We start from the raw sequence: 19,276 nt of genomic DNA, 5'->3' as shown, positions 1-19,276 counted from the left end.
ATATGGAAAAACATACCGTACGAGAAAACATACCATCTGGAGCCGAGCCGCCCATCTGGGCTGATACCGGCCGCCGGTTCATTGCCGCGCGAGCCAAGGGCGGCTATCTGGTGCATTTGGTGGATCTAGCCGAAGGCCTGGCCCTGTGCGGACACAAGCCGCGCCATACGGCCACGCGCATGAAACGCAGAGGCGGATGGCTACCGTATGGCGCCGTGCCGCCTACCTGCATCAAATGCAAGGCCGCCCAACCGTCTACGGCCGTTGCGCCGGAGCGCGACCCCCTGACTATCGACATGTTCGAGGATGCACAGGCATGAGCGAAAACACGAATATCGAATGGACTGACCACAGTTGGAACCCCTGGGAAGGTTGCCAGAAGGTCGGACCGGGCTGCGACCATTGCTATGCTGAAGCCCGCAACGAGCGGTTCGGCGGAGGCATTGCCCCGAACTGGGGACCAGGCGCGCCGCGACGCCGCACCTCCCCCGCCAACTGGCGCAAGATGTTCCGGTGGAATGCGGCGCACGCTGCCTTCGCCGCTGTCCACGGCCGCCGGCAGCGCGTCTTCTGCGCGAGCCTCGCCGACGTCTTCGACAACGAGGTGCCGATCGCGTGGTTCATCGACATGCTTGACGTCTGGCGTCAGACGCCAAACCTCGACAAGCTCGTGCTCACCAAGCGCATCGGCAACGCCTCGAAGCGATTGGGCGAGGCGTTTAACACGCTGATGCTGCGCGACGACTGTGCGGACAATCCGCTCGTACCTTGGCTGGCCACTTGGATCGCCGGCAATGCGCCCGCCGATATCTGGCTGGGTGCGACGATCGTGAATCAGGCCGAAGCGGACCGCGATATCCCCAAGCTGCTGCGCACGCCGGCCAAGACGCGCTTTCTCTCGATGGAGCCGCTGCTCGGCCATGTCGACGTCTTCTCGACTTTGACCGGCGACCTCCTGCACACCTCCGGCAGCGACTACGCGCCAAGTTCCCTCGACTGGATCATCGTAGGAGGAGAGAGCGGCGCGGGCGCCCGCCCGATGCATCCCGCATGGCCGCGCGCTCTACGCGATCAGTGCGCCGCCGCCGGCGTGCCCTTTCTCTTCAAGCAATGGGGGCAATGGCACACGGAGGTTGTAGACGGCTCGACGGGCCAGGCAGTCTTCCGGGAATTCGCGAGCTTCCAGCAATGGGTGAACAAGGCCCAGACCTGGATTGCGGGCGGGATTTGCCTCGACGGGCATGGCCAGCAGCTCGAGCGCGGAGAAGACTTCCTGCGCGCACGCGACGAAGGCGGCTTCCCAGTGACGGTGATGCACGGAGTTGGGAAGAAGGCCTCCGGCCGGCTGCTGGACGGCGCGGTCCATGATGCTTTCCCTGTGACGTCGCTCGACGTCGGAGCTGCCTGCGGACGCGCACTGGCACGGGGGGCGATGTGATGGATCAACTGAGCCTGTTTGGCCACGTCGCGGCGGCGTTCGCCGAGGCGCCACCTGAAGGCATCGCCACCGCGCATCTATACGACGCAGTTGCGACTGCGGCCGGCATCGGCGTCGACAAAGCTTCCGCCAAAATTCCGGTCGGCGCGGCGGGTGCCCTGCACAGCCCGTTCAAGCGAGCCGTGCGCTGGCACCAGCAGACATTGAAGTCCATGGGCATCGTGGAGCGGGTTGCTGACCGCGCCGGGTTCTGGAAGCTGACGCAGCCAGTCACCAAAGAGCTGGATCGCGCCGCTGACGGTGTTCGGCTGGTCGCCTTCAGCACCTCGCTCGGAATGGCCGTGTGGGCCCGCCACGAGGACGTGTTTCGGGGGCTCGGTGAGCCGATCGCGCTGTGCGTCACCTCGCCGCCCTACCCTCTGCGCCAGGCGCGAGCCTACGGCAACCCGACCGAGGCGCAATATGTCGATTTCCTGTGCGAGGCTCTCGAACCCATCGTTGCAGGGCTTGTCCCGGGCGGCAGCATCGTCCTCAATGTGTCGAACGACATCTTCGAGCCGCGCAGCCCCGCCCGCTCCCTATACATAGAGCGCCTGACGCTGGCACTGCATGACCGGCTCGGCCTGTCGCTCATGGGCCGCGTTCCCTGGGTCAACTACAGCAAGCCGCCCGGCCCTACCCGATGGGCCTGCGTGGACCGCGTCCAGCTCACATCGGCTTATGAGCCGGTGCTCTGGTTCACCAACGACCCCGCCTGCGTGCGGGCTGACAACCGCCAGATCCTGCAAGCCCACACCGAACGGCACCAGCAGCTGATGGCCGCCGGCGGCGAGACTCGTAACGCCGTGTACGGAGACGGCGCCTACCGTATCCGAAAAAGCGCCTTCGGCAACCAGACGGCCGGCCGGCTGCCCCGCAACGTCATCGAGCGTGGCCACAGCTGTGCGGACACCCGCGCCTATCGCCGTGCCGCCCAGGCTCTCGGCTTACCGACCCACGGCGCCGTGCAGCCGACCGACATCCCCGACTTTTTCACTCGGTTCCTGTCCCGGCCGGGGGATCTGGTGGTCGATCCGTTCGGTGGGACGATCCGCACCGGCCTGGCCGCCGAGCGGTTGGGCCGGCGCTGGATTGCAACGGAATGGATCCTGCAATACGTGCGGGGTGCTGCCGAACTGTTCCGCCAATCCCACGGCTTTCAGATGCACCCGGCTCTGCAATGGGCCACCCAACCGAAATGACCATGACGCAGTACGACGACAACGAACGCGAATACCCCGAACCCGAAACCGTCCTTGCCATCCGAGGGGCCATCGCCACCGGCCAGCTGGGAGGCCCCATGGGTCCGTCCGGTCACTGGCTCAACGAGTTCTGGCGGATCGGCGCCGCACTGCGCGACCATGCCGAGATCCTCCAGGGATTCGAGGACGCCGCGCGCCGGGAACTCCTGAATACGACGGCCGGCTATCTGGCCATGGACGCCACCTAGCGCGGTCGCTGTTCGAACGGTCCATCGCGCCTCAACGCTGGGCGCAGGTTCCGGGCAGGCATAATGCCGGCATTTCCTGACCCTGATTTTCCCCATGCCCAGCGGCCTCCTCCAATGCGCCCACTGCGACGGCGCCCCGACCTACATCGCCGGCCGGCTTCAGGCAGTCATCGTTTGTGAAGAATGCGGCATTTCCACCCCGCCTGTCCGCATGGACTCTGCGGACAAGGACACCGCGTTCACGACCCTCAGCGCGATCTGGAATAACCGCGTAGAGCACCGGCCAGCCGACCAGGAAGCCGTTTCAATGATGTCGCGGCGCGCGCTGACCGCCTCGGACATCCCCTACTTCCTGAATCTTCTCGCGGCAACGACCTCCGACTGGGAGACGGCCGGACCCAAGTTCGCCGCCATGGCCGCGGCGCTTGCCCAGCCAGGGTACGAGTTCAAGCACGTAGATCCCCCCGAGACCGTGATCTCGCAGGCAGCGAGATACCAGAAACTATTGAAGCGCGCGAAGATTATCTATATCGATGGCGCGCCCATGATCCGCTTCGACCATGTGCCGGCGCTGTGTGCGGAGATTGCCGAAGAATCCCTCGCCGACAAGGAATGGCCACTCCTGGATTTGCACGAGTTCATCGGCAAAGCTATCGATGGCCTCCCCGATCACTGGCAGCCTTGACTTTGGCCCAGAACGGGCAAGCTGGTGGGGTGTTCAATGACGCCCTCCCAGCAATGATCCGCCACCTTGCAGTCGCCCTCCTTCTCGCCGCCACTGCGGCAGCCGCCTCCGCCAAGGACCTCGCGCAATGCGGAAACATCCTCGAGGCAGGCAAGCCCACGATCAGCCGTCCTGCCGCCAACGCCAAGCTGCTCTGCTACCGCGCGTACGCAGTCCTCTACTCGCCCCAGACCCGCACGGCTCTATGGTCCGCCGAACGCCTGACCGCCGCCGCGGCGGATGCGGCCCGCACTTTGCCGCGCGACAGTGATTTCTATGAAGAAGACCGCTTGCCAGCTGGGGAGCGTGCGCAGCTGCGAGACTTCGTACGATCTGGATACGACCGTGGCCACCTTGCCCCGAGCGGTGACTTCGCGGACAAGGCGTCCCAGGCCGAAAGCTTCAGCCTGGCCAACGTCGTGCCTCAGAACAGCACGTCGAACCGGAGGACCTGGAGCCATATCGAGACATCGACGCGCAAGCTCGCGCGTCAGTATGGCGCCATCCACGTCGTGACCGGCCCAGCATTCATTAATGCCGCCCGAACGCTGCACGGTCGCGTTCGCATCCCGGACTATCTGTGGAAGGCAATCTATGTGCCGGGCGTCGGCGCCGCCGCATACGTCGTGCGCAACGATGCGACGCAAGCCTACTGCGTCATCAGCATAGGCGAACTGTCACACTTCACCGGCATCGACCCGTTCCCCGCCCTGGCGTCGGCAAAACGAGGCGTCGCGTTGGATCTGCCAGCCCCCGCCCCACATCCGGGGGATAAGGCTGCTCGCCGTGTCGCATTCGCCTGGCTGATTGGGGACGAGAATGCCAGGAATGCGGCTGCCATCGAAACCCTCGGTGGGCTGGTTCAGCACGCCGGAGCGCTGGCGACGCTCGTGCTGGCCTACGCGCGGTAGCATCCCGCGAGAAGGAACATGTTCCTTTCAAAAAGTACGAAAGGCGCGTCAAAAGACGCGCCTTTCGCTTTCATGCTGGCCGATTTCCGGTCAGCTTCGTGCCCAGAGCCACGTTCCGAGGCCAAAGTACAACGATTTTCGTGGGCGAAATTCACAACTCGGACATGGATCGGGGAACACCGGCCCGCTTCGGCCACCCACGCCCGTCCGGCGACGACAGTTCTCTACGAGATAGGCGTAAGGCTCGGGAAAACCGGCGAGCCCGCGGCGTTCATCGGGCGACAGCGCATGCGATATCTCGCTGGCCCCTAAAACCCTCGCCCGCTCCTGATTGGCGCTGGCTGGCCATGATTGAGCCGGAGCTCAACATCCCGTTGCGAAGCGTCTTCATGCTGGAGTTCGCAGTGGGCCATCGACGCCACCGTTGACCGCGTCCTTGAATCGCTGACCGGCCTTGAACTTCACGGTCTTGGCTGCCTCGACCCGGATTTCTTCGCCGGTGCGAGGATTGCGGGCTATCCGCTCACCGCGCTCGCCCTTGCTGAAGGTGCCGAAGCCGATCAGGCTCAGGGTTTCGCCGCGGCCCACGGCTTCCACGATGGCATCGAGGGTGGCATTGAGGACTTGCTCGGCTTTCGTCTTAGTCAGTCCTTCGACGCCACGGGCAACGGCGTCGATCATTTCGGATTTGGTCATGAGGGTTGGATCTCCTGTTGGATGTGCCAAGTATTCAAACACGCCCCGACTACATCACCCGCCTTGAAAGACCCGCCAAAATCACGACCTTTCCGGTTTGGACCCGACCTTACCCGCAATCGGCCGAGCAGGCAGTTCGGCAAAGTCCTTCAATCCGTCCAAGTAGGCCCGCGCCTGGCATGCAAGACTGAGATGCGCAACGTCGGCTTTCTGAAGCGAGACCCCCAGTGCTTTCCCCAACATGTCGCCATTTTCCGGCGGCATGGCAGACGAAATGCGGAAAATCGTTCCGGCCTCGCTATCGTGATCCTCTAGCTGCCACCCCGCCTTGCTCAGGCTCGACCTGGTCAACCGCGCGAAGTGCATCGAAACCAGGTCACTCAGATGGGCACCCACTGCGACCCCGTTTCCCCAGATCTCGCCGAAGTCGAAGAATGGGTTGTCTGCGATATAGCCTTCAATTCCGACCTCGGGAACTTCAGTCTCGTCAAAGGTATAGAGCAGAATTCCTCCCCATTTCGTGCGAACGCCACGCCGGCGCGCCGCCGGCCACTCCGGGGAGGATATGGGGAGCCACGGCCATTCGGCGGTCGCGTTTGCCGCTACGCCGTTGGCTAGGATGCGGCGAAGCGCGTCGTCAGAATAGCGTTTATCTACATACATGGGGCGTCTAAGCCATTGGCCGACCGAGAAACACGCTGCAAAACTGTCGTGTTACCGGGGAAATAGGGTGAGCATGCTCGCAGTTTCAGGAGTGGATTATCGACTGCGAGCCACTGTGGCCAAAGCGATTTCAGTTCGAATCGGCTCTCGGCCGGCTGCTGACGAAGACGTCCCCTTCCCCCGCCACCTTGGCCAGGTAGTCCGGTTCGCTGCAGCGAGTCAGAATACCCGCGACGCCTGCGGCTTCGAGCCATTGACCAAAGAGCACGCCAACCTCACGAAACTCAACGGTACTCGTCGGCTGGACGAACGCAAAGGCCTCGAAAAGCTGGTTCGTCGAGTCGTTCTCCCCCCAATCGAGACGGCTGCACAGATACTTCTCGGCCGAGACTGCGAGTACCGGATTGGCGACATCACTCAGATATGCGCCGACTGCAGCTGACTCTGAGCACAGGTGCGGCAGTTGTAGGTACGGGTCATTGGCGAGGTACCCAGCAATGTTGAGCAGCAACCGCTCGTCAAGACCGTCCTCGTCCAGCCCGTGATCGATAACAATACAGCCCCATTCCGTACGAAATCCTCTTCTCGGACGAATAGCTTCCTCCAGCGCTTCGCGAAGATGCGGATCATTTGGGTCATTCATGAGATTCGCCCGAGCTACCGCCTCCAAGGCTTCGGGAATTGCTATCCGAGGCCACTCTTCAATCGCCTGCGGCGAGACACCGAACTCAAGGATCTGTGCAATTTGCCGCTCGCTGTACACCCTATCTTCTAGCATCGTTACCCTTCCTGCGGTCCTAAGATTGATCACCTGCATCGCATCGCTCCAACAATCGGTAGAGCGACCTCCTACTAATACCCAAGGCCAACGCAGCATTCGTCTTATTTCCAGCGCTCCTGACGAGCATCGCCGCCGCATCTGCGGGACTGACCGATGACCTACGCAGCGCTTCCTGTGTCGAGTAAGTACTCAGATATGCGTTCGCCTTCGTCACACGGCTATGGCCGGCCGCTTCAGCCACCCTGCGTTGTCCCTCGCGATGAACCTCGAGGTCAATGCGACGAGCGTCCGGCTTAATTGGTGCGGGCGCACCTGTGACGTGGGTATATAGTCCCTGCATATACTCATGGCGGAGTCCGTGTGCGGTCACCCCAAGTTCGCCGGCGCGAGCAATGCCATGTTTTGCCAGCAGGTTGTAAAGTCGGTCACACCACGAGTCGTAGCTGTGTGCGTCCGGAATAGTCGACCCGGTTCTAGAGTTCGCGAGCCGCGCGGCCGCCTCAAGTGCGGCGTACTGTTCCACGGGATGCGTAATCGGAACCAGCCGCTTTCGGCCGCCCTTCGATCCTTCGTCGACTCGGAGTGCACCGTTTCCCAATGCAATAGCCGGTCGAAGCTTCAACGCCTCCTCAACCCGCAATCCGAACCGCCACATCAACCGCAATTGCGCGGCGGCTATGGGCTCTTCCTTCTCAATCGCTGCAATCACCGCGGCGATATCGATACCCTTAGCAGACCAGGCCCGGTCCTCTCGGGCGACATAGTGTCGTTGCAAGCCTGCAGCCTTCCGGTCAACGTACTCCTCCAGTGTCAAGACCAGGTTGGGCTTTCCCATCCACTCCGCTAGCGCACGGAGGTATGTGATCTTGTTCTCAATCGTTCCAACTGCCTGCCCTCGCTCCGCGCTGCTTTGAATCAGCCACGCGATGTGCTTGTGACGCAAAGACCAAGGTGACTGAATCTGGAATCCGCCCTTGGAACGCAGTTCGTGAAACATCGCGCAGATGTAGGTGAGTCTCCATTCCTGCGTCTTCGTACTCAGCTTCTTGAGCGTCCGTCTAGATCGACTGAGGATTCGATCAACGTTCTTTTCGAAAAGGTTCAGCAACTCATCCTCGAGCTGCCGCGGGAAAGCATAACGCTTGATTTTCTCTCGGTAGTCGATCCTGTATCCCATTGCGCGAAATTCGTCGAAGTCCATCCATCGCCGAGTCACTCCTCGGAAACTCCTTCCGGTTCATGACGTTTCCCGCTCACCAGCCCCGTCCGGCACGCGGTCGCCATCCTTACCCCGATGGTCAATGAGGGTCCCGACTTCCTGTTCTTTAGTGCGATAACCTCGATCGACCAGACACAGGGAAGAGCTGTGCTCCGGCCGCCCGTAAAGCTGTCGAAGTGGCTCGCGCCACCCCCGTCCCCACGGATACCCCGCCTGCCGCGTGCGTGACGCGTTCTGCGACCCGCGGAAGTTCCACGGGTGCCAGCCTGCAGGGCAAATCGTTTTTGCGCATTTTGGTTTCCGGCTGCGCCTACCGGTCGTCATGTGGAGGGATTCGCGATAGCCGATGGCCCGATCGCTTCCAATCCCCCGTCCCGAAGTCAGTTCACCTTGGCCGCAGTGTGTCGGGCCGCCTGAACCATACCCAGCGCTCTCGCTGTAAGGACGTGTCTTCCGTGATGCGAATAGTGTGCGACTGTGCGCCTCAGAATTCGTCTCAATGTTCACCACCGCACGCTATGGCGTGCAAATCGAGTGTTATCGCGGTGTGCAGCCTTCCTCAATGTCGGCCACTGTCTGCTTGATTCAATTGAAAAAATAGCCGGCTCAATGTCCGGCGTGCACAGTGACCTGCGCTAACCCTTCGCAAAGAAGAATCGGAGGTCATAGTTGCCGCGCAAATGGCGGCGAGGTCGATGCGTCGGGGACGCGGTCAGAGCCCACAGGATAGCCGATCGATCCCAAAGGAGACAACAGAAACGCGGTCAATATTGCGAGGTTTCACGGACTTGACTTCGATTTCCCGCCGGTAGAGTTGAAGGCATAGGGAGGCAGTTTGAGGACCTCACGATGAGAATCTGTCAGTTGCTCACCGAGTTCTGTCTCGCCGAACCGGCCCGTTCGGTCAGATACCGGACGCAAGTCACCGAATCTGTCAGGTGCGTCCAGTTCTGGAGCCATCGGCTTGCCCCCCTGCATCCAAACATCAACCATCGCAACAACATCTGGGAGCGACACTGTGCAACAGCAATTCGGCGAATCGAAAGTGGTTAAGGCGGCGACCCTTGCAGTCGACGTCGGCTATGGGAATACCAAGACGGCTTTCGCTGTGGGCTCGGAGGTCAAGACGACCATGTTTCCGTCACTCGCCCCGCAGGCGGCGATGACGAGCCTTACGCCGGACGCCGGTACCCCGTTCCAGGCCCGCAAGGTGGTGAACGTCCTGGTGGACGGCGCACGGTATGAAGTCGGGCCGGGCGTCTCCCTGACTGGCGCCTACAACACCGGCCGCGCGCTGGCTGAGGACTATGTCACCACCCCGAACTATGCGGCGCTCCTCGCAGGCGCCCTCTTCTACTCAGGCGCGAGCGAGATTGACCGCCTCGTCCTCGGCTTGCCGGTACACAACACCCAGAAATACGCCGGTTATCTGCGGGACCGTTTCGTCGGGCAACACGATTTCGGTTGGGGGGCCATTGAAGTCAAATCGGTGCTGCCTCTGCCGCAGCCCCTTGGCACACTGCTCACCTACATGCAACAAACCGGAAAGCAGTACGATCCCGACAACTCGTACCTAGTGATCGATGTCGGCTACTTCACTACCGACTGGATCGTGGCGCGAGGCTACACGATGGACGACACCCGTAGCGGTGGCGTGCCGGGAGGCACGGCGCGCGTCTATCAGCAGATTGCCAACAAGATCTCTGCGGAGCAGGGTCAACCCTTCGACGCTATTGAACGAGTCGATCATGCGCTGCGTACGACCGGCTCCCTACTGTTCTACCAACAGGATCTCGACCTCAACAGCTATCTTCCCGAGGCGATGGCCGTCACGCATCAGTCCATCAAGGAACTGCAGTCCAGGGTCGGCCGCACGGACGACATCCGCGCCATCATCCTGACCGGTGGCGGCGCAGCGCTCTACGCGCCGACAATCCGCGCCGCCTTCCCCTTGAACGCCATCCACATGATGGACTCGCCATGCTTTGCGAACGTGCGCGGCTTCTATACGATCGGGGCGGCACGACAGGCTAGCAAGGCCGCTGCATAACGGGGAGCGCAAAATGGACAAGCTGGAGATCAAGCTAACGCTGTCAGCCGATTCCACGCCGGAATTGCTGCGCTACCTGCGCGGTATCTCCAGCGCGCGGGATCGTGCATTCATCTTGAAGCGACTAGCGACAGCGGGCCTATTAGCCTTGAATGGCGCGGCAAGGGAAGATGCTGTCTTACTGCCGTCACCGTCGCCGGCGACGGCGCACGCCGCGCTGGCGGCGGCGGTCGCCCCTACCGAGCCGGCTGACCGGGCGCAAGCATCCACAACGGTCCCGCCAAGTACCCCTGTCGAGCCCGTCCCAGTCCCGACGCGACAACTCAACGCGCCGGTGGTGCAGCCCTCTCAGGCAACGGCGTTCGAGTTTCTGGATCTTGACGCGCTGAACGCTGCCACGGCACAGTTCGTTTGACCGACGCTCTTGACATAGCTGCCTTTGAGGCAAAATGAAATCGTCAATAACCGAGGAGCCAACCATGTTCGATTACCTCTCCACCCCCGAAGACGTTAAGCGCTTCATTCTCTGTGTCGCCATCGGCTTCTGCCTGGTGCAGGCCGCCATCGAGGTTAGCAAGGCATTCCGCAAGCGCACCTGAGGTTCGGCCTGCGGAAAACAAAAAAGGCCCAGCGTGAGAGCTGGGCCTTGTCGTTAATGGGATGCGTGGCTAGTGCACGGTTGGCAGGCAAAAGTCGAAAGCGGAGTCGAGTGACCGGCTGCGTTCCACGAGCACCATGTCACAGGACGTGTCTCTGCGGTAGATATCGTAGAACTGGGCGTCCGACTGACCTGCTTCGACGTCTCGGGTCGGCGTGCTGCGCATCGCGTGGATGTGCAGCCTGTTGACGATCATAGTGAAACCCTTTTGTGGCATTGCATTTCTCCTGGGAGACCTGCCTAAAGGGGATTCCGCCCAGTGGGACGGACCCACCGGGCAGTAGTTGAAAGACGCCGCGAATGCGGCAACAGCAATATCAGGCGGCGATCGCCTCAGATGACATCTGGCGCAGCTGGAACGCCGTACGCCATTCGTCACAAAAATCGGTGCCCCGAACCTTCGGTCGGTGCAGCAAAGCGTTGTAGCCTTCGATGCGCAATCGCTTTTGCAGCGCAAGCGCATCGGCCATTCCAGGGGATTTGCCGGTCTTCGCGTCCACCTTGTCGAAGTCGGCGAAGATGTGGACCGTACGAATGCCCAGCCCCTGCGGCACGACGAACTTGCTCAGAAGCACACGATTCAAGCAAGACCAGGTCGGCACGCGGAACAGCATGTAGGCGGCATAGGCGCTTTCAATGCCTTCCGCCACGCCGACCTCACCATCGCGCGGCGACATCAGTCGGACCGCACCCCCATCTAGCGGGAGAGCGCCAGGATAATTCCGCTTGTTTGGCAGAATCTCCCCGTCCTTGGATACCACCATCGCCTTCTCTGGTTTCGCGCGTTGCAACGATGTCCGATGGACTGTTGCCACCCTGCCGTCCGGTAGCCGGTACACTGCGACCATCGTCGGAAACTTCCCGACCACATCGCCCTCGTGCCAGTAATGCTGATCCGCGATGCGCAACGACTGCGGGATGGGCGCCCTGAGGCCCGGCACCCGCGCCGCCAGATATTGCATCACCAAATCACCGGGCTGAACCGGAGCCGACGTGTTGATTTGCTTCATGACGCGCTTCATCAACTCGCCGGCGGTGGCCCTTTCCTGCCTGGGTGGGCGAGGCCGTGCCGCAACAGGTGGTAGTGGGTCGCTGCATTTGCCGTTGAGCCGGCACTTCAGCTCGGAGTACGACATGCCGGTGTAGCGGCGGATGAGCTCGAGGCCATCTCCGCCAGCCGGGCTGCCGTCATTGCACTTCCGGCACACCCAGTCTCCGCGACCGTGGTTGCGGGTGTAGGTAAATCGGTCATTGCCGCCACACATGGGGCATGGACCGGGACGACCTCGCCAGAAGGCATCCGTGAGGACGCCGGCTGGCAAGTATTGAGCGACGAGCGCGTCCCATTGGTCGGGCCCCCAGCTCTTAACAATCTCACTTAGATTCTTCATGGGATGACTCCTTGCGGGGAGTGGTTGGTCGATGCCTGAGACAGGCGCAGGAACGCTTGCTCAAAAGACATCCCGGCGCGAAGCCAGAAGGTCTTTTCAGCATGGCGCTGGTACTGGAATGGAAGGGAGTGGCGCTGCGCGCTGCAGGTCGGAAGGAAGGCTGCTGCCGGAGAACCGGCAGCAGTGAGATATCAGAATTCGGGTGAGCGTCGATCGCAGCTTGTCGGCCGACTTCGCCTCACCTCGCCTTAGCGACGGAAGGGAATGCCATCCAACGCCAGCGCAGGCGCGAATGGAATGTCCTCATCGAACTGATCGAAGCCGCCATCGCGGGGAGCACCGCCACCCGGATAACTCGTGGGCGACTGCTGCGCGGCGCGTGCACCGTCGCCGTTCCCGACTTGGCGCTCCTGACGTTGCTGCGATGGTCCGCGGCTAGGGCGTTGCGTGCCGGTGCCGTAACCACCATCGTCGCTGCCATTCTCATCTGCGCCAGACCGGCCGCCACGGCCGCCAAGCATCTGCATCTGGTCGGCAACGATTTCGGCGCTGTACTTCTCCTGCCCCGACTGGTCCTGCCACTTGCGCGTGCGGATGCGACCCTCGATATAGACCGAAGAGCCCTTTTTCAGGTACTGGCCGACGATCTCGGCGAGCTTGCCGAAGAACGCAATGCGATGCCACTCGGTGGCCTCCTTGAAATCGCCGCTCTGCTTGTCCTTGTAACGATCGGTCGTTGCGATCCGAATGTTGGCCACAGCGTCGCCGCTGGGCATATAACGAACTTCAGGGTCTGCCCCGAGGTTGCCCACGAGGATGACTTTGTTGACAGATGCCATGATGTTTCCTTCTAGTGAATGCGATTGATAGACCAGACCCAGCGGTCCCAGAGTTTCTGCTGACGGGTCTCTCGATCGATGATGGGACGGCCGGTCTTCTGGTCGAAAGCAGGCACCTTTTCTTTGTGAAGGCGGCGGATACCCACACGCTCGCCAAGCACACACCGAGTGTTTGCCAGAACGTCCTTGAGGCCCTCGCCCTGCAAGATTTTCTCGCCCGCGCTGGTTTCCAGCTTCACGGCGAAGGAGGTGTAGGTCGGCTTGCCGCCTGGCTTGCGATTGGGGAACTCCATTTCCCCCCACTCAAGTAGCTTGCCCACGGTGTAGTTGGACGAGGACGCCTCAGCGGCGCGCGGCTTGGCTTGCGGTTCAGAAGCTATGCTTCCCGCCTCCGCAGCTGCCTGCGCCGCTCTGTCGGACTTCGCGCTTTTGCGCTCGTCACCGGCGGCTTCTTGCCTTCCGTTGCGCACAACCTCTTCGGCAACCCCTTGGGGGGTCACTCCAGGCTGGTCATACGTACGCACCATGCTCCAGCGCGGCACGACTTCGGGCAACAGCTTGTGGCCGAAGGCGGTGTGTTGGATGCGGTAATCGAACTCGGCCACGAAGTGCACCACGCGGTCACCTTCGTCCCGGAACAAATTGGGGATGCCGTCGATCTGCATGTGGAACTCGTTGTCAGCGCCAGTGCCCACAGGGATCGCGTCAGCGTGTGCCTCAGGATTGCGCTGAATGTCGGCACGCTCGCCCGACAATGCGGCGGCGGCCTGCTTGAACAGGTTGAACAGTGACATGGGATTTCAGAGAAGAGAGCCGCAACACTGACGCCGTACCTCGTCGAGGTCGGCCTTCAGGCGAGCATTGTTTAGAACGACGTCTTGCAGTACCTCAGGGCTCACGCCACACACCGCACACACGTAGCTATAGGGGAGCGCGCCGTCCCAGTATCCGAAAATCCAGCCGAGCGTCATGGAGTACTCCTCCAGCTCGAGCGATTTGTTCCGGATCCGGGCACGCAGCAACTCAGCGCAGTCGATCAGCGATTCCGGCATGTTGTCGCCGCGGCGGCTGTCACAAGCCAGGCTGATGAGGGCATCGACCATCTTTTCCCGGATGACCTCGCTCCATAGGGACGGGTCGGGCAAAGGGTCAACTTTAGGCGGGGGCACAACGATGGCGGCCGCTTCACCGAAGAAGTCCAGCTGCCATCCTGCTGTGTTTGTTTCCATGATGGTCTCCGGACGGGCACCCGAAGACCCACCTGTCGGCGGGTAACGGGTACCCGCGACAGATGGAAGGAGCCGCCCGAAAGTCGGGCGGCGGCGATGGATCAGGAACGATTGTCCGTTCCCGTCCGGCGAATTGGCGTCACAACGGCTGAGCGTTCGTACTGCTGCTCGGGTTGCTCTTCCGGTTGAGGCGCCATGGGCGTCGATTTGGACGGGTAGTCCGGCATCGAGACCTTAGGAGCTGCAGGCACGCTTCGATTGAACGAGACGAGCTTCTGATACAGAAATGAAGCGCCGACAATCGTCACGAACACGCCCACAACGAAGGACTTGCTCGCGAGATAGAACACCATGCAGAGCATGACGAGCTGGAACGGACGCTTAATGAGGTTAGCAAGGGATTCCACGGTTTCTCTCCAGAAACATTGCAAGGGATTTCCCGGCGGATGCCAGGCGATTTTTCGATGCTCAAAGAGCAAGGAAACTCGTGAAGGGCGCGCGAGAACGCGCTTGCGGCATGCTCGACGCATGGCGCAAACACGCTGGCCAGAAGAAAGGGAATGGGCCGAGAGCAAAGCCGCTACGGGAGGGCCTCACTTCGCAGAATCGATGCGTCTAGACGCGGGGATGCTCAGATAGTAACTGTCGCACTAAGGCTCGCGGGGGCGGAAAGCTCACCAAAAACATGCGTCTTTCCGCGTAAATGCCGTGAGCATGCTCGTGCCATTTCACAGTATGGAATATCTTGAGTGATATAAGCGCTGTTTAATTCTGTCTTTCAGTTTCTGAAAATGGACCCCGTAACGTAGGGGTAAATACCTAAATGTCGTACTTCTTCGCCCCGATAACACGCACACAAGCAATCAGCTTTTCGCAGCGCCCGGTAAAAGCTACCCCAAAAAACGTAGCTTTCTGCCCGCTGCAACCGTCGTGCGTTTCGTAATCTCCTGCCTGAGACTTGACAACGCGTTGCGCTCGATACGCTGGTTGTCGTGTCCTTTGTTTGAGAGAGCGAAACATGCCCGAAAAGAAAAAGAAGCCATCCGACGCATTGGTGCCGAAAGCGGCGGCACCCAAAGCCGACATCGTCGACTTCCCGCTTTCGCCTGAGATGTCCCACATGGAAGCGCGCCTGCGCGCCACCATCGGCACCCGGCTCAGCGACGACCAGTTCAGCCGCCTCTGCGAGAACATCCGCAACATCCAGCGCACGCGCGAAAAGATCGAGCGGTTGTTGCTCGACATGGGCGCCGATCTCCAGCACGTCAACGACCTGTCCATGGAAGCGGCAATCAACGAGTTCGGTGACACGCGCGGGGCTCGCATGAGGGGTTGGGAAATATTCAACCTGATGGCCGAGGAGCATCTCGGATTGCATCCGAACCAGGCGAAGCTGTACCTGGGTCTCTATCGGCGCTTTCTGAGCCATAACGGCGCCCTTACCAAGCTGAATATTGGCGAGTTGATGATCCTGCGCAGCAGCGATTACACGAACGAAGAGATCGATGCCGTCATCGAGTACAAGGAGAACGATCCTGCGTACCGCCGGCAGAACATCCGGGACTATGTCGCGCAGTTGCGCAAGAAGCACGAGCAGGTCATCGACGTAACAGCCCGGTTGGACATGGCAACCTCGGAGCTGGCCACGACGGTCCAAGACAATGCCGACAAGGACATCGAGATCCGTCGCCTGACCGAAGAAGTGTCCAAGCTGACCGCAGAGCGTGACTCCGACCGAGACGCACTGAGCCATGTTCGGGAAGAGCTGACGCGCCACAACCATGCGCAAAGCATGCAACAGATGCGCATCCAGGACCTTGAGCGCGAAAGTCGCGAGTTACAGGAGCGTCTCTCGAATGCCCGGGCCAATGCGCGCACAGAGACGGTGGAAGTGCACGTGGTACCTCCCGGATTCGCAACGTTGGAAGAAGCCCTCGCCGCAAAAAACGGTGAACTGAATGCAGCCAGGTCCGAACTCGCCGGCATCGAAGATCGCCGCGCAAGCATCGAACAGGAAATCGAAGACCGGACCGCTATCCTCGACCGCCGCACGAAGGCCGGCGAGGCACTGGCAACGTTGGTGGAGCAATTCGAGAAGACTGTAGCGACGTTTGCGACGACGCAGATGGCAGTCCAACTGGATGGCAGCATCGACCAGTTCAAGTCCACGCTCACCATCCTTGACAGCATCGTCGCCCGCCTGCATGGCGACATCCGCGCCGCCCTCCAATCTCGCTGATACCAAATACGACCATGCAACAACAATCCCTGACCGCTGAGTTCGAGCGTCTCCAACTCACCCGCATGACCTGTGATCGCATTCGATCGGCCAACTACCACCTTACCGATCACCTAGCCGAAGCGCTCGGCGCGCATCCGGAGCTTGACGCGGTACTCCATATCGACCGGGCCCACATCGACAAGATGCGCAAGGCCGTGGCCACACAGCGCGACCTGATGGGCACGCCCTTTCTAGTGGTCATCCCGACTCTCATGGATGTGCACGATTGGAAGTGTCTGACCGAGGGAACCACCACCACGGTGGCCGTCGACAAGCTGCGTGCGCAGCTGCCGGCGTGGAGCAACGACGACAAGCTTCGGCTGTTCTACAACAATCGCCACTACATCTGGTTGATGGTGGAGCTCTTGCACGTCAGCATTCTGGCCGCGCCGCTTCTTGGGATCAGCAAGGAACTGGCCCTCTATCTGCGGTCGCTGCCGCAGCACGTCCTTGACATGGCCATCTCGAAAGTCGATTTTCCGATGTTCCGGTGGCGTCTCGACAGCAAGCGATTCTGGATCGACTTCGAGACCGCCCGTGTGTCGCCGGATGTGATCGGGCACCACTTCCTGGCCACCGTGCCCATGCGCGCGGACCGCATCGAGGCCAAGCAGAGCTGGTCGAATCTTCGCCTCGACCCGCTCAAGAAGAAGGTCTATAGCGAAATGATGATCCGTCAGTACTGCCGTGCATCGACCGTGACATCCCTTCTTGGCATCAACTCCACGAAGACCCGCCAGCTATTCCAGGCGATCCACGGCGCGTCCTCGCCGACCGGGCAGCTACCGACCTCTACGGTCTGGTACTTCGAGCAGCCGTTGCATCGTATGCAGGCAACGATGATGGTCACGCTCTATCGCATCGGACTGGCCTTCGGCGCGAACGTGCCGGAGGCGTTCATCGCGGCCTATGACTTGTTCGAAAAGTTCTTCGGACCGGACTCCCGCATCTCCGCTGACCGGGCTTGCCACATCTGCCGGTCCATGTCGACAGACGCGCAGTTGGATCTGGCGCCCTGCCGCAGCTGCCGCACGCCTTACCTGATCGCCAACACCGCACCGAAGATCGAACTTAGTAATAACTTTTCATGCCCCGGCTGCAGCGGCGCGTTGGGGAATGTCCAGCTCGGTCGTCGCCGGAAACAGTAATGGAGGCCCAAATGCTCTTCGTCATCAAGAAATTCTTCGAGCTGGCCATCTTGCACGGGCTCCCCTGCTATATCGGCTTTCGCTGGGCGACCACTCTCTACCGGTCGCCGTAATCCCCACTTTTTGGGGGTATAGAACAACGAGGGGACCGCCGTTGTACTGGCGGTCCGGCTTCTTGTATGCTCTCCGACTTTGTCGTGTTTGACACATTACCATGCGCCTGCTCCTCGCCATCCTGCTGCCCTGGCTCCAATTCTTTACGATCGGCCGGCCCTTCGCCGGAGTCATTTGCCTGCTCCTTCAGATCACGGTGATCGGATGGATTCCGGCAGCTATCTGGTCGACCTACGCGCTGAGCCAGTACAAGACCGATCGAAAAATCCAAGCAGCGTTGAACTCGCGAGGTAAGTAAATCGATGCGCCGAGCACTACGACGCTGGATCGCTGCCTGCTGCGCATGCACGGGTGCCTTCCTTCTATTGTGCGTTGCCTGGACCGTTCTGCAGGGCGGAGGCACAGCTCTCATGAGCGTCATTCCAGTACTGATTCTAGGCAGCGTTCTCGCGGCATGCTGGCCTCGGTGGCGCAGGCTCACAAAGTACGATCGCGAAACATTTGACCGGTATCGCGCAAACCATCCTGAGTGTGTGCAACGAGGAAGAATCCTTTGCTGCAAGTGCGAATCGGATCAGCTGAGTACACAAACTCTTCGGCAACACACGTACACGCGTGCGCATTTCTGCCGGACATGCGGCACGACGCTCTACTACTCCCCCGAGACTTGACTTCGCGCTGCATTCGATAAGCTGAATGTAAGCGCTCCAACTGGACGCTCGAATCCGAAAGGAAGAACGAAAATGCAAAAGACCAAAATCGCACTCTCCATGATCTCTGCAGCTGCCCTGCTGGCACTGACCGCCTGCGGTGGCGGCGGCGGCGACAGCGCTCCGGCTGCTCCCCAACAGCCAGTCAATCCGCCGGCACCGGCGATCACTGTTTCAGGTTCGACGAGCGCCGTAGCTGGTGATCCGCTCGCAGTCGTGTTTGTGCCGCATACCGAGACCTCGACGCGTCCTGCGTTTCAGTCGATTTCCCACGCCGCCTTCCCCGCACAGTTTCAGAAGGCCACGGCAGAGGGCGCGTACACGCAGCTCGGCATTGACGGCAATAGCCTAATCACCTTGGCCGGGGGCAAGGTTGTAGAAGTAGCTGGGAACGGTGACTTTGCTATCGGTCGCTGGACCGATGGCTCATCTTCAATCGGCTCGGTAAGCGGGAATCAGGGTGACCACTATGCTGTGGGCAAGCCTCTCAAACTGGCACAAGTTCTCGGCATGGGCAAGACCTTGTCCTGCACTCTGATAGCCGCTACTAACCCGACCGCAATATCCGGCAATTTCGCGGCTGGCAAGGTAAATTCGGCAACGGCGCTGATCGACCTGAATGGTCCGTTCCTGCAAAATGTTAGCCTGGATGTTTCGATTGGCTCCGACGCCCATGCAACGGCAAACATTGTGGGCACGGTCGTGAATGGTCTGACGCAATCCAACGGCGTGTTGCACCATGTGCAGACGTTCGGTACATCTCAGTCCCAACCCCTGCTCGCTGTAGGCTACGCAATGCCTACACCTTCGAGCGGCGATGTCACAGGCGTCGTCGTGCTGAAATGCCAGTAAGTAAGCCTGGTAGTAGAACGTGCTGCGCGCCAGATCGGCAACCTTGAGCAGGATCGGCAGCGGGTGGTGCTCTCGCAAAGCAT

Annotated in this window: 21 protein-coding genes and 1 pseudogene; 12 read left to right on the top strand and 10 right to left on the bottom strand. The window is 60.8% G+C overall.

Features of this window, described 5'->3' with window-relative positions; genetic code table 11:
- Positions 1–2 precede the first annotated feature (2 nt).
- From SB751_RS19920 to SB751_RS19895, 6 genes are all read left to right on the top strand, one after another.
- A complete protein-coding gene (locus SB751_RS19920) occupies positions 3–320 on the top strand; it encodes a hypothetical protein (protein WP_410748328.1) in 318 nt (105 codons plus the stop codon).
- On the top strand, positions 317–1,438 hold the full coding sequence (locus tag SB751_RS19915) for a phage Gp37/Gp68 family protein (RefSeq protein ID WP_410748327.1): 1,122 nt from the start codon (positions 317–319) through the stop codon (positions 1,436–1,438). The genes SB751_RS19920 and SB751_RS19915 overlap by 4 nt, the downstream gene beginning before the upstream one ends.
- Positions 1,438–2,679 carry a DNA methyltransferase gene (locus SB751_RS19910; RefSeq protein ID WP_410748326.1) on the top strand — a complete coding sequence of 414 codons (1,242 nt, stop codon included), beginning with the start codon at positions 1,438–1,440 and terminating at the stop codon, positions 2,677–2,679. The genes SB751_RS19915 and SB751_RS19910 overlap by 1 nt, the downstream gene beginning before the upstream one ends.
- Positions 2,680–2,681: 2 nt before the next feature.
- Positions 2,682–2,927 (top strand): hypothetical protein, encoded by a 246-nt coding sequence (locus SB751_RS19905; protein ID WP_410748325.1) that lies wholly within the window; start codon positions 2,682–2,684, stop codon positions 2,925–2,927.
- Between the two features lie 94 nt (positions 2,928–3,021).
- The gene (locus tag SB751_RS19900) at positions 3,022–3,612 is read left to right on the top strand and encodes a hypothetical protein (RefSeq protein WP_410748324.1); all 591 of its coding nucleotides are present in this window, start codon (positions 3,022–3,024) and stop codon (positions 3,610–3,612) included.
- 53 nt (positions 3,613–3,665) lie between these two features.
- Positions 3,666–4,562 carry a DNA/RNA non-specific endonuclease gene (locus SB751_RS19895; protein WP_410748505.1) on the top strand — a complete coding sequence of 299 codons (897 nt, stop codon included), beginning with the start codon at positions 3,666–3,668 and terminating at the stop codon, positions 4,560–4,562.
- A gap of 387 nt (positions 4,563–4,949) precedes the next feature.
- On the opposite strand, the gene SB751_RS19890 is transcribed toward SB751_RS19895, so the two are convergent.
- From SB751_RS19890 to SB751_RS19875, 4 genes are all read right to left on the bottom strand, one after another.
- On the bottom strand, positions 4,950–5,258 hold the full coding sequence (locus SB751_RS19890; RefSeq protein ID WP_410748323.1) for an HU family DNA-binding protein: 309 nt from the start codon (positions 5,256–5,258) through the stop codon (positions 4,950–4,952).
- 81 nt (positions 5,259–5,339) lie between these two features.
- Positions 5,340–5,921 carry a hypothetical protein gene (locus tag SB751_RS19885; protein WP_410748322.1) on the bottom strand — a complete coding sequence of 194 codons (582 nt, stop codon included), beginning with the start codon at positions 5,919–5,921 and terminating at the stop codon, positions 5,340–5,342.
- Between the two features lie 130 nt (positions 5,922–6,051).
- Positions 6,052–6,738, bottom strand: coding sequence for a hypothetical protein (locus SB751_RS19880; RefSeq protein ID WP_410748321.1), 687 nt, complete (start codon positions 6,736–6,738; stop codon positions 6,052–6,054).
- Positions 6,719–7,879, bottom strand: coding sequence for an integrase domain-containing protein (locus SB751_RS19875; protein ID WP_410748504.1), 1,161 nt, complete (start codon positions 7,877–7,879; stop codon positions 6,719–6,721). Before SB751_RS19875 ends, SB751_RS19880 begins: the two co-directional genes overlap by 20 nt.
- Positions 7,880–8,939: 1,060 nt before the next feature.
- Here SB751_RS19875 and SB751_RS19870 point away from each other — a divergent pair.
- Together SB751_RS19870 and SB751_RS19865 are read left to right on the top strand one after the other, a co-directional pair.
- Positions 8,940–9,971: a PRTRC system protein D gene (locus tag SB751_RS19870; RefSeq protein ID WP_410748320.1), complete on the top strand. Its 1,032-nt coding sequence runs from the start codon at positions 8,940–8,942 to the stop codon at positions 9,969–9,971.
- A 13-nt stretch (positions 9,972–9,984) separates the two neighbouring features.
- Positions 9,985–10,386 (top strand): hypothetical protein, encoded by a 402-nt coding sequence (locus SB751_RS19865; protein ID WP_410748319.1) that lies wholly within the window; start codon positions 9,985–9,987, stop codon positions 10,384–10,386.
- A gap of 560 nt (positions 10,387–10,946) precedes the next feature.
- Here SB751_RS19865 and SB751_RS19860 read toward each other — a convergent pair.
- From SB751_RS19860 to SB751_RS19835, 6 genes and pseudogenes are all read right to left on the bottom strand, one after another.
- Positions 10,947–11,639, bottom strand: coding sequence for a DNA primase (locus SB751_RS19860; RefSeq protein ID WP_410748503.1), 693 nt, complete (start codon positions 11,637–11,639; stop codon positions 10,947–10,949).
- Between the two features lie 162 nt (positions 11,640–11,801).
- Positions 11,802–12,020: pseudogene (locus tag SB751_RS19855) on the bottom strand (primase-helicase zinc-binding domain-containing protein); the annotation flags it as partial.
- Between the two features lie 248 nt (positions 12,021–12,268).
- Positions 12,269–12,859 carry a single-stranded DNA-binding protein gene (locus SB751_RS19850; RefSeq protein WP_410748318.1) on the bottom strand — a complete coding sequence of 197 codons (591 nt, stop codon included), beginning with the start codon at positions 12,857–12,859 and terminating at the stop codon, positions 12,269–12,271.
- Between the two features lie 11 nt (positions 12,860–12,870).
- Positions 12,871–13,653 carry a hypothetical protein gene (locus SB751_RS19845; RefSeq protein WP_410748317.1) on the bottom strand — a complete coding sequence of 261 codons (783 nt, stop codon included), beginning with the start codon at positions 13,651–13,653 and terminating at the stop codon, positions 12,871–12,873.
- A gap of 6 nt (positions 13,654–13,659) precedes the next feature.
- Complete coding sequence (locus SB751_RS19840; protein ID WP_410748316.1) at positions 13,660–14,088, bottom strand: hypothetical protein; 429 nt, start codon at positions 14,086–14,088, stop codon at positions 13,660–13,662.
- Between the two features lie 101 nt (positions 14,089–14,189).
- Entirely contained in the window at positions 14,190–14,495 is a 306-nt protein-coding gene (locus SB751_RS19835) for a hypothetical protein (RefSeq protein WP_410748315.1), read from the bottom strand.
- A 611-nt stretch (positions 14,496–15,106) separates the two neighbouring features.
- Between SB751_RS19835 and SB751_RS19830 the strand changes: the two genes are divergently transcribed.
- The 4 genes from SB751_RS19830 to SB751_RS19815 all read left to right on the top strand — a co-directional run bounded on the left by SB751_RS19830 (position 15,107) and on the right by SB751_RS19815 (position 19,193).
- The gene (locus tag SB751_RS19830) at positions 15,107–16,327 is read left to right on the top strand and encodes a hypothetical protein (RefSeq protein ID WP_410748314.1); all 1,221 of its coding nucleotides are present in this window, start codon (positions 15,107–15,109) and stop codon (positions 16,325–16,327) included.
- Positions 16,328–16,341: 14 nt separating this feature from the next.
- A complete protein-coding gene (locus tag SB751_RS19825; protein WP_410748313.1) occupies positions 16,342–17,517 on the top strand; it encodes a FlhC family transcriptional regulator in 1,176 nt (391 codons plus the stop codon).
- 214 nt (positions 17,518–17,731) lie between these two features.
- Positions 17,732–17,929 carry a YqaE/Pmp3 family membrane protein gene (locus SB751_RS19820; protein ID WP_410748312.1) on the top strand — a complete coding sequence of 66 codons (198 nt, stop codon included), beginning with the start codon at positions 17,732–17,734 and terminating at the stop codon, positions 17,927–17,929.
- A 445-nt stretch (positions 17,930–18,374) separates the two neighbouring features.
- Positions 18,375–19,193 (top strand): hypothetical protein, encoded by an 819-nt coding sequence (locus SB751_RS19815; protein WP_410748311.1) that lies wholly within the window; start codon positions 18,375–18,377, stop codon positions 19,191–19,193.
- Positions 19,194–19,276 lie beyond the last annotated feature (83 nt).

Source organism: Cupriavidus sp. SIMBA_020 (assembly GCF_046535395.1).
In the GTDB taxonomy this organism is placed as follows: Bacteria; Pseudomonadota; Gammaproteobacteria; order Burkholderiales; family Burkholderiaceae; genus Cupriavidus; species Cupriavidus campinensis.
Note: the sequence above shows the minus strand (reverse complement) of the source record. Positions and strands in the feature narration are given on the sequence as shown.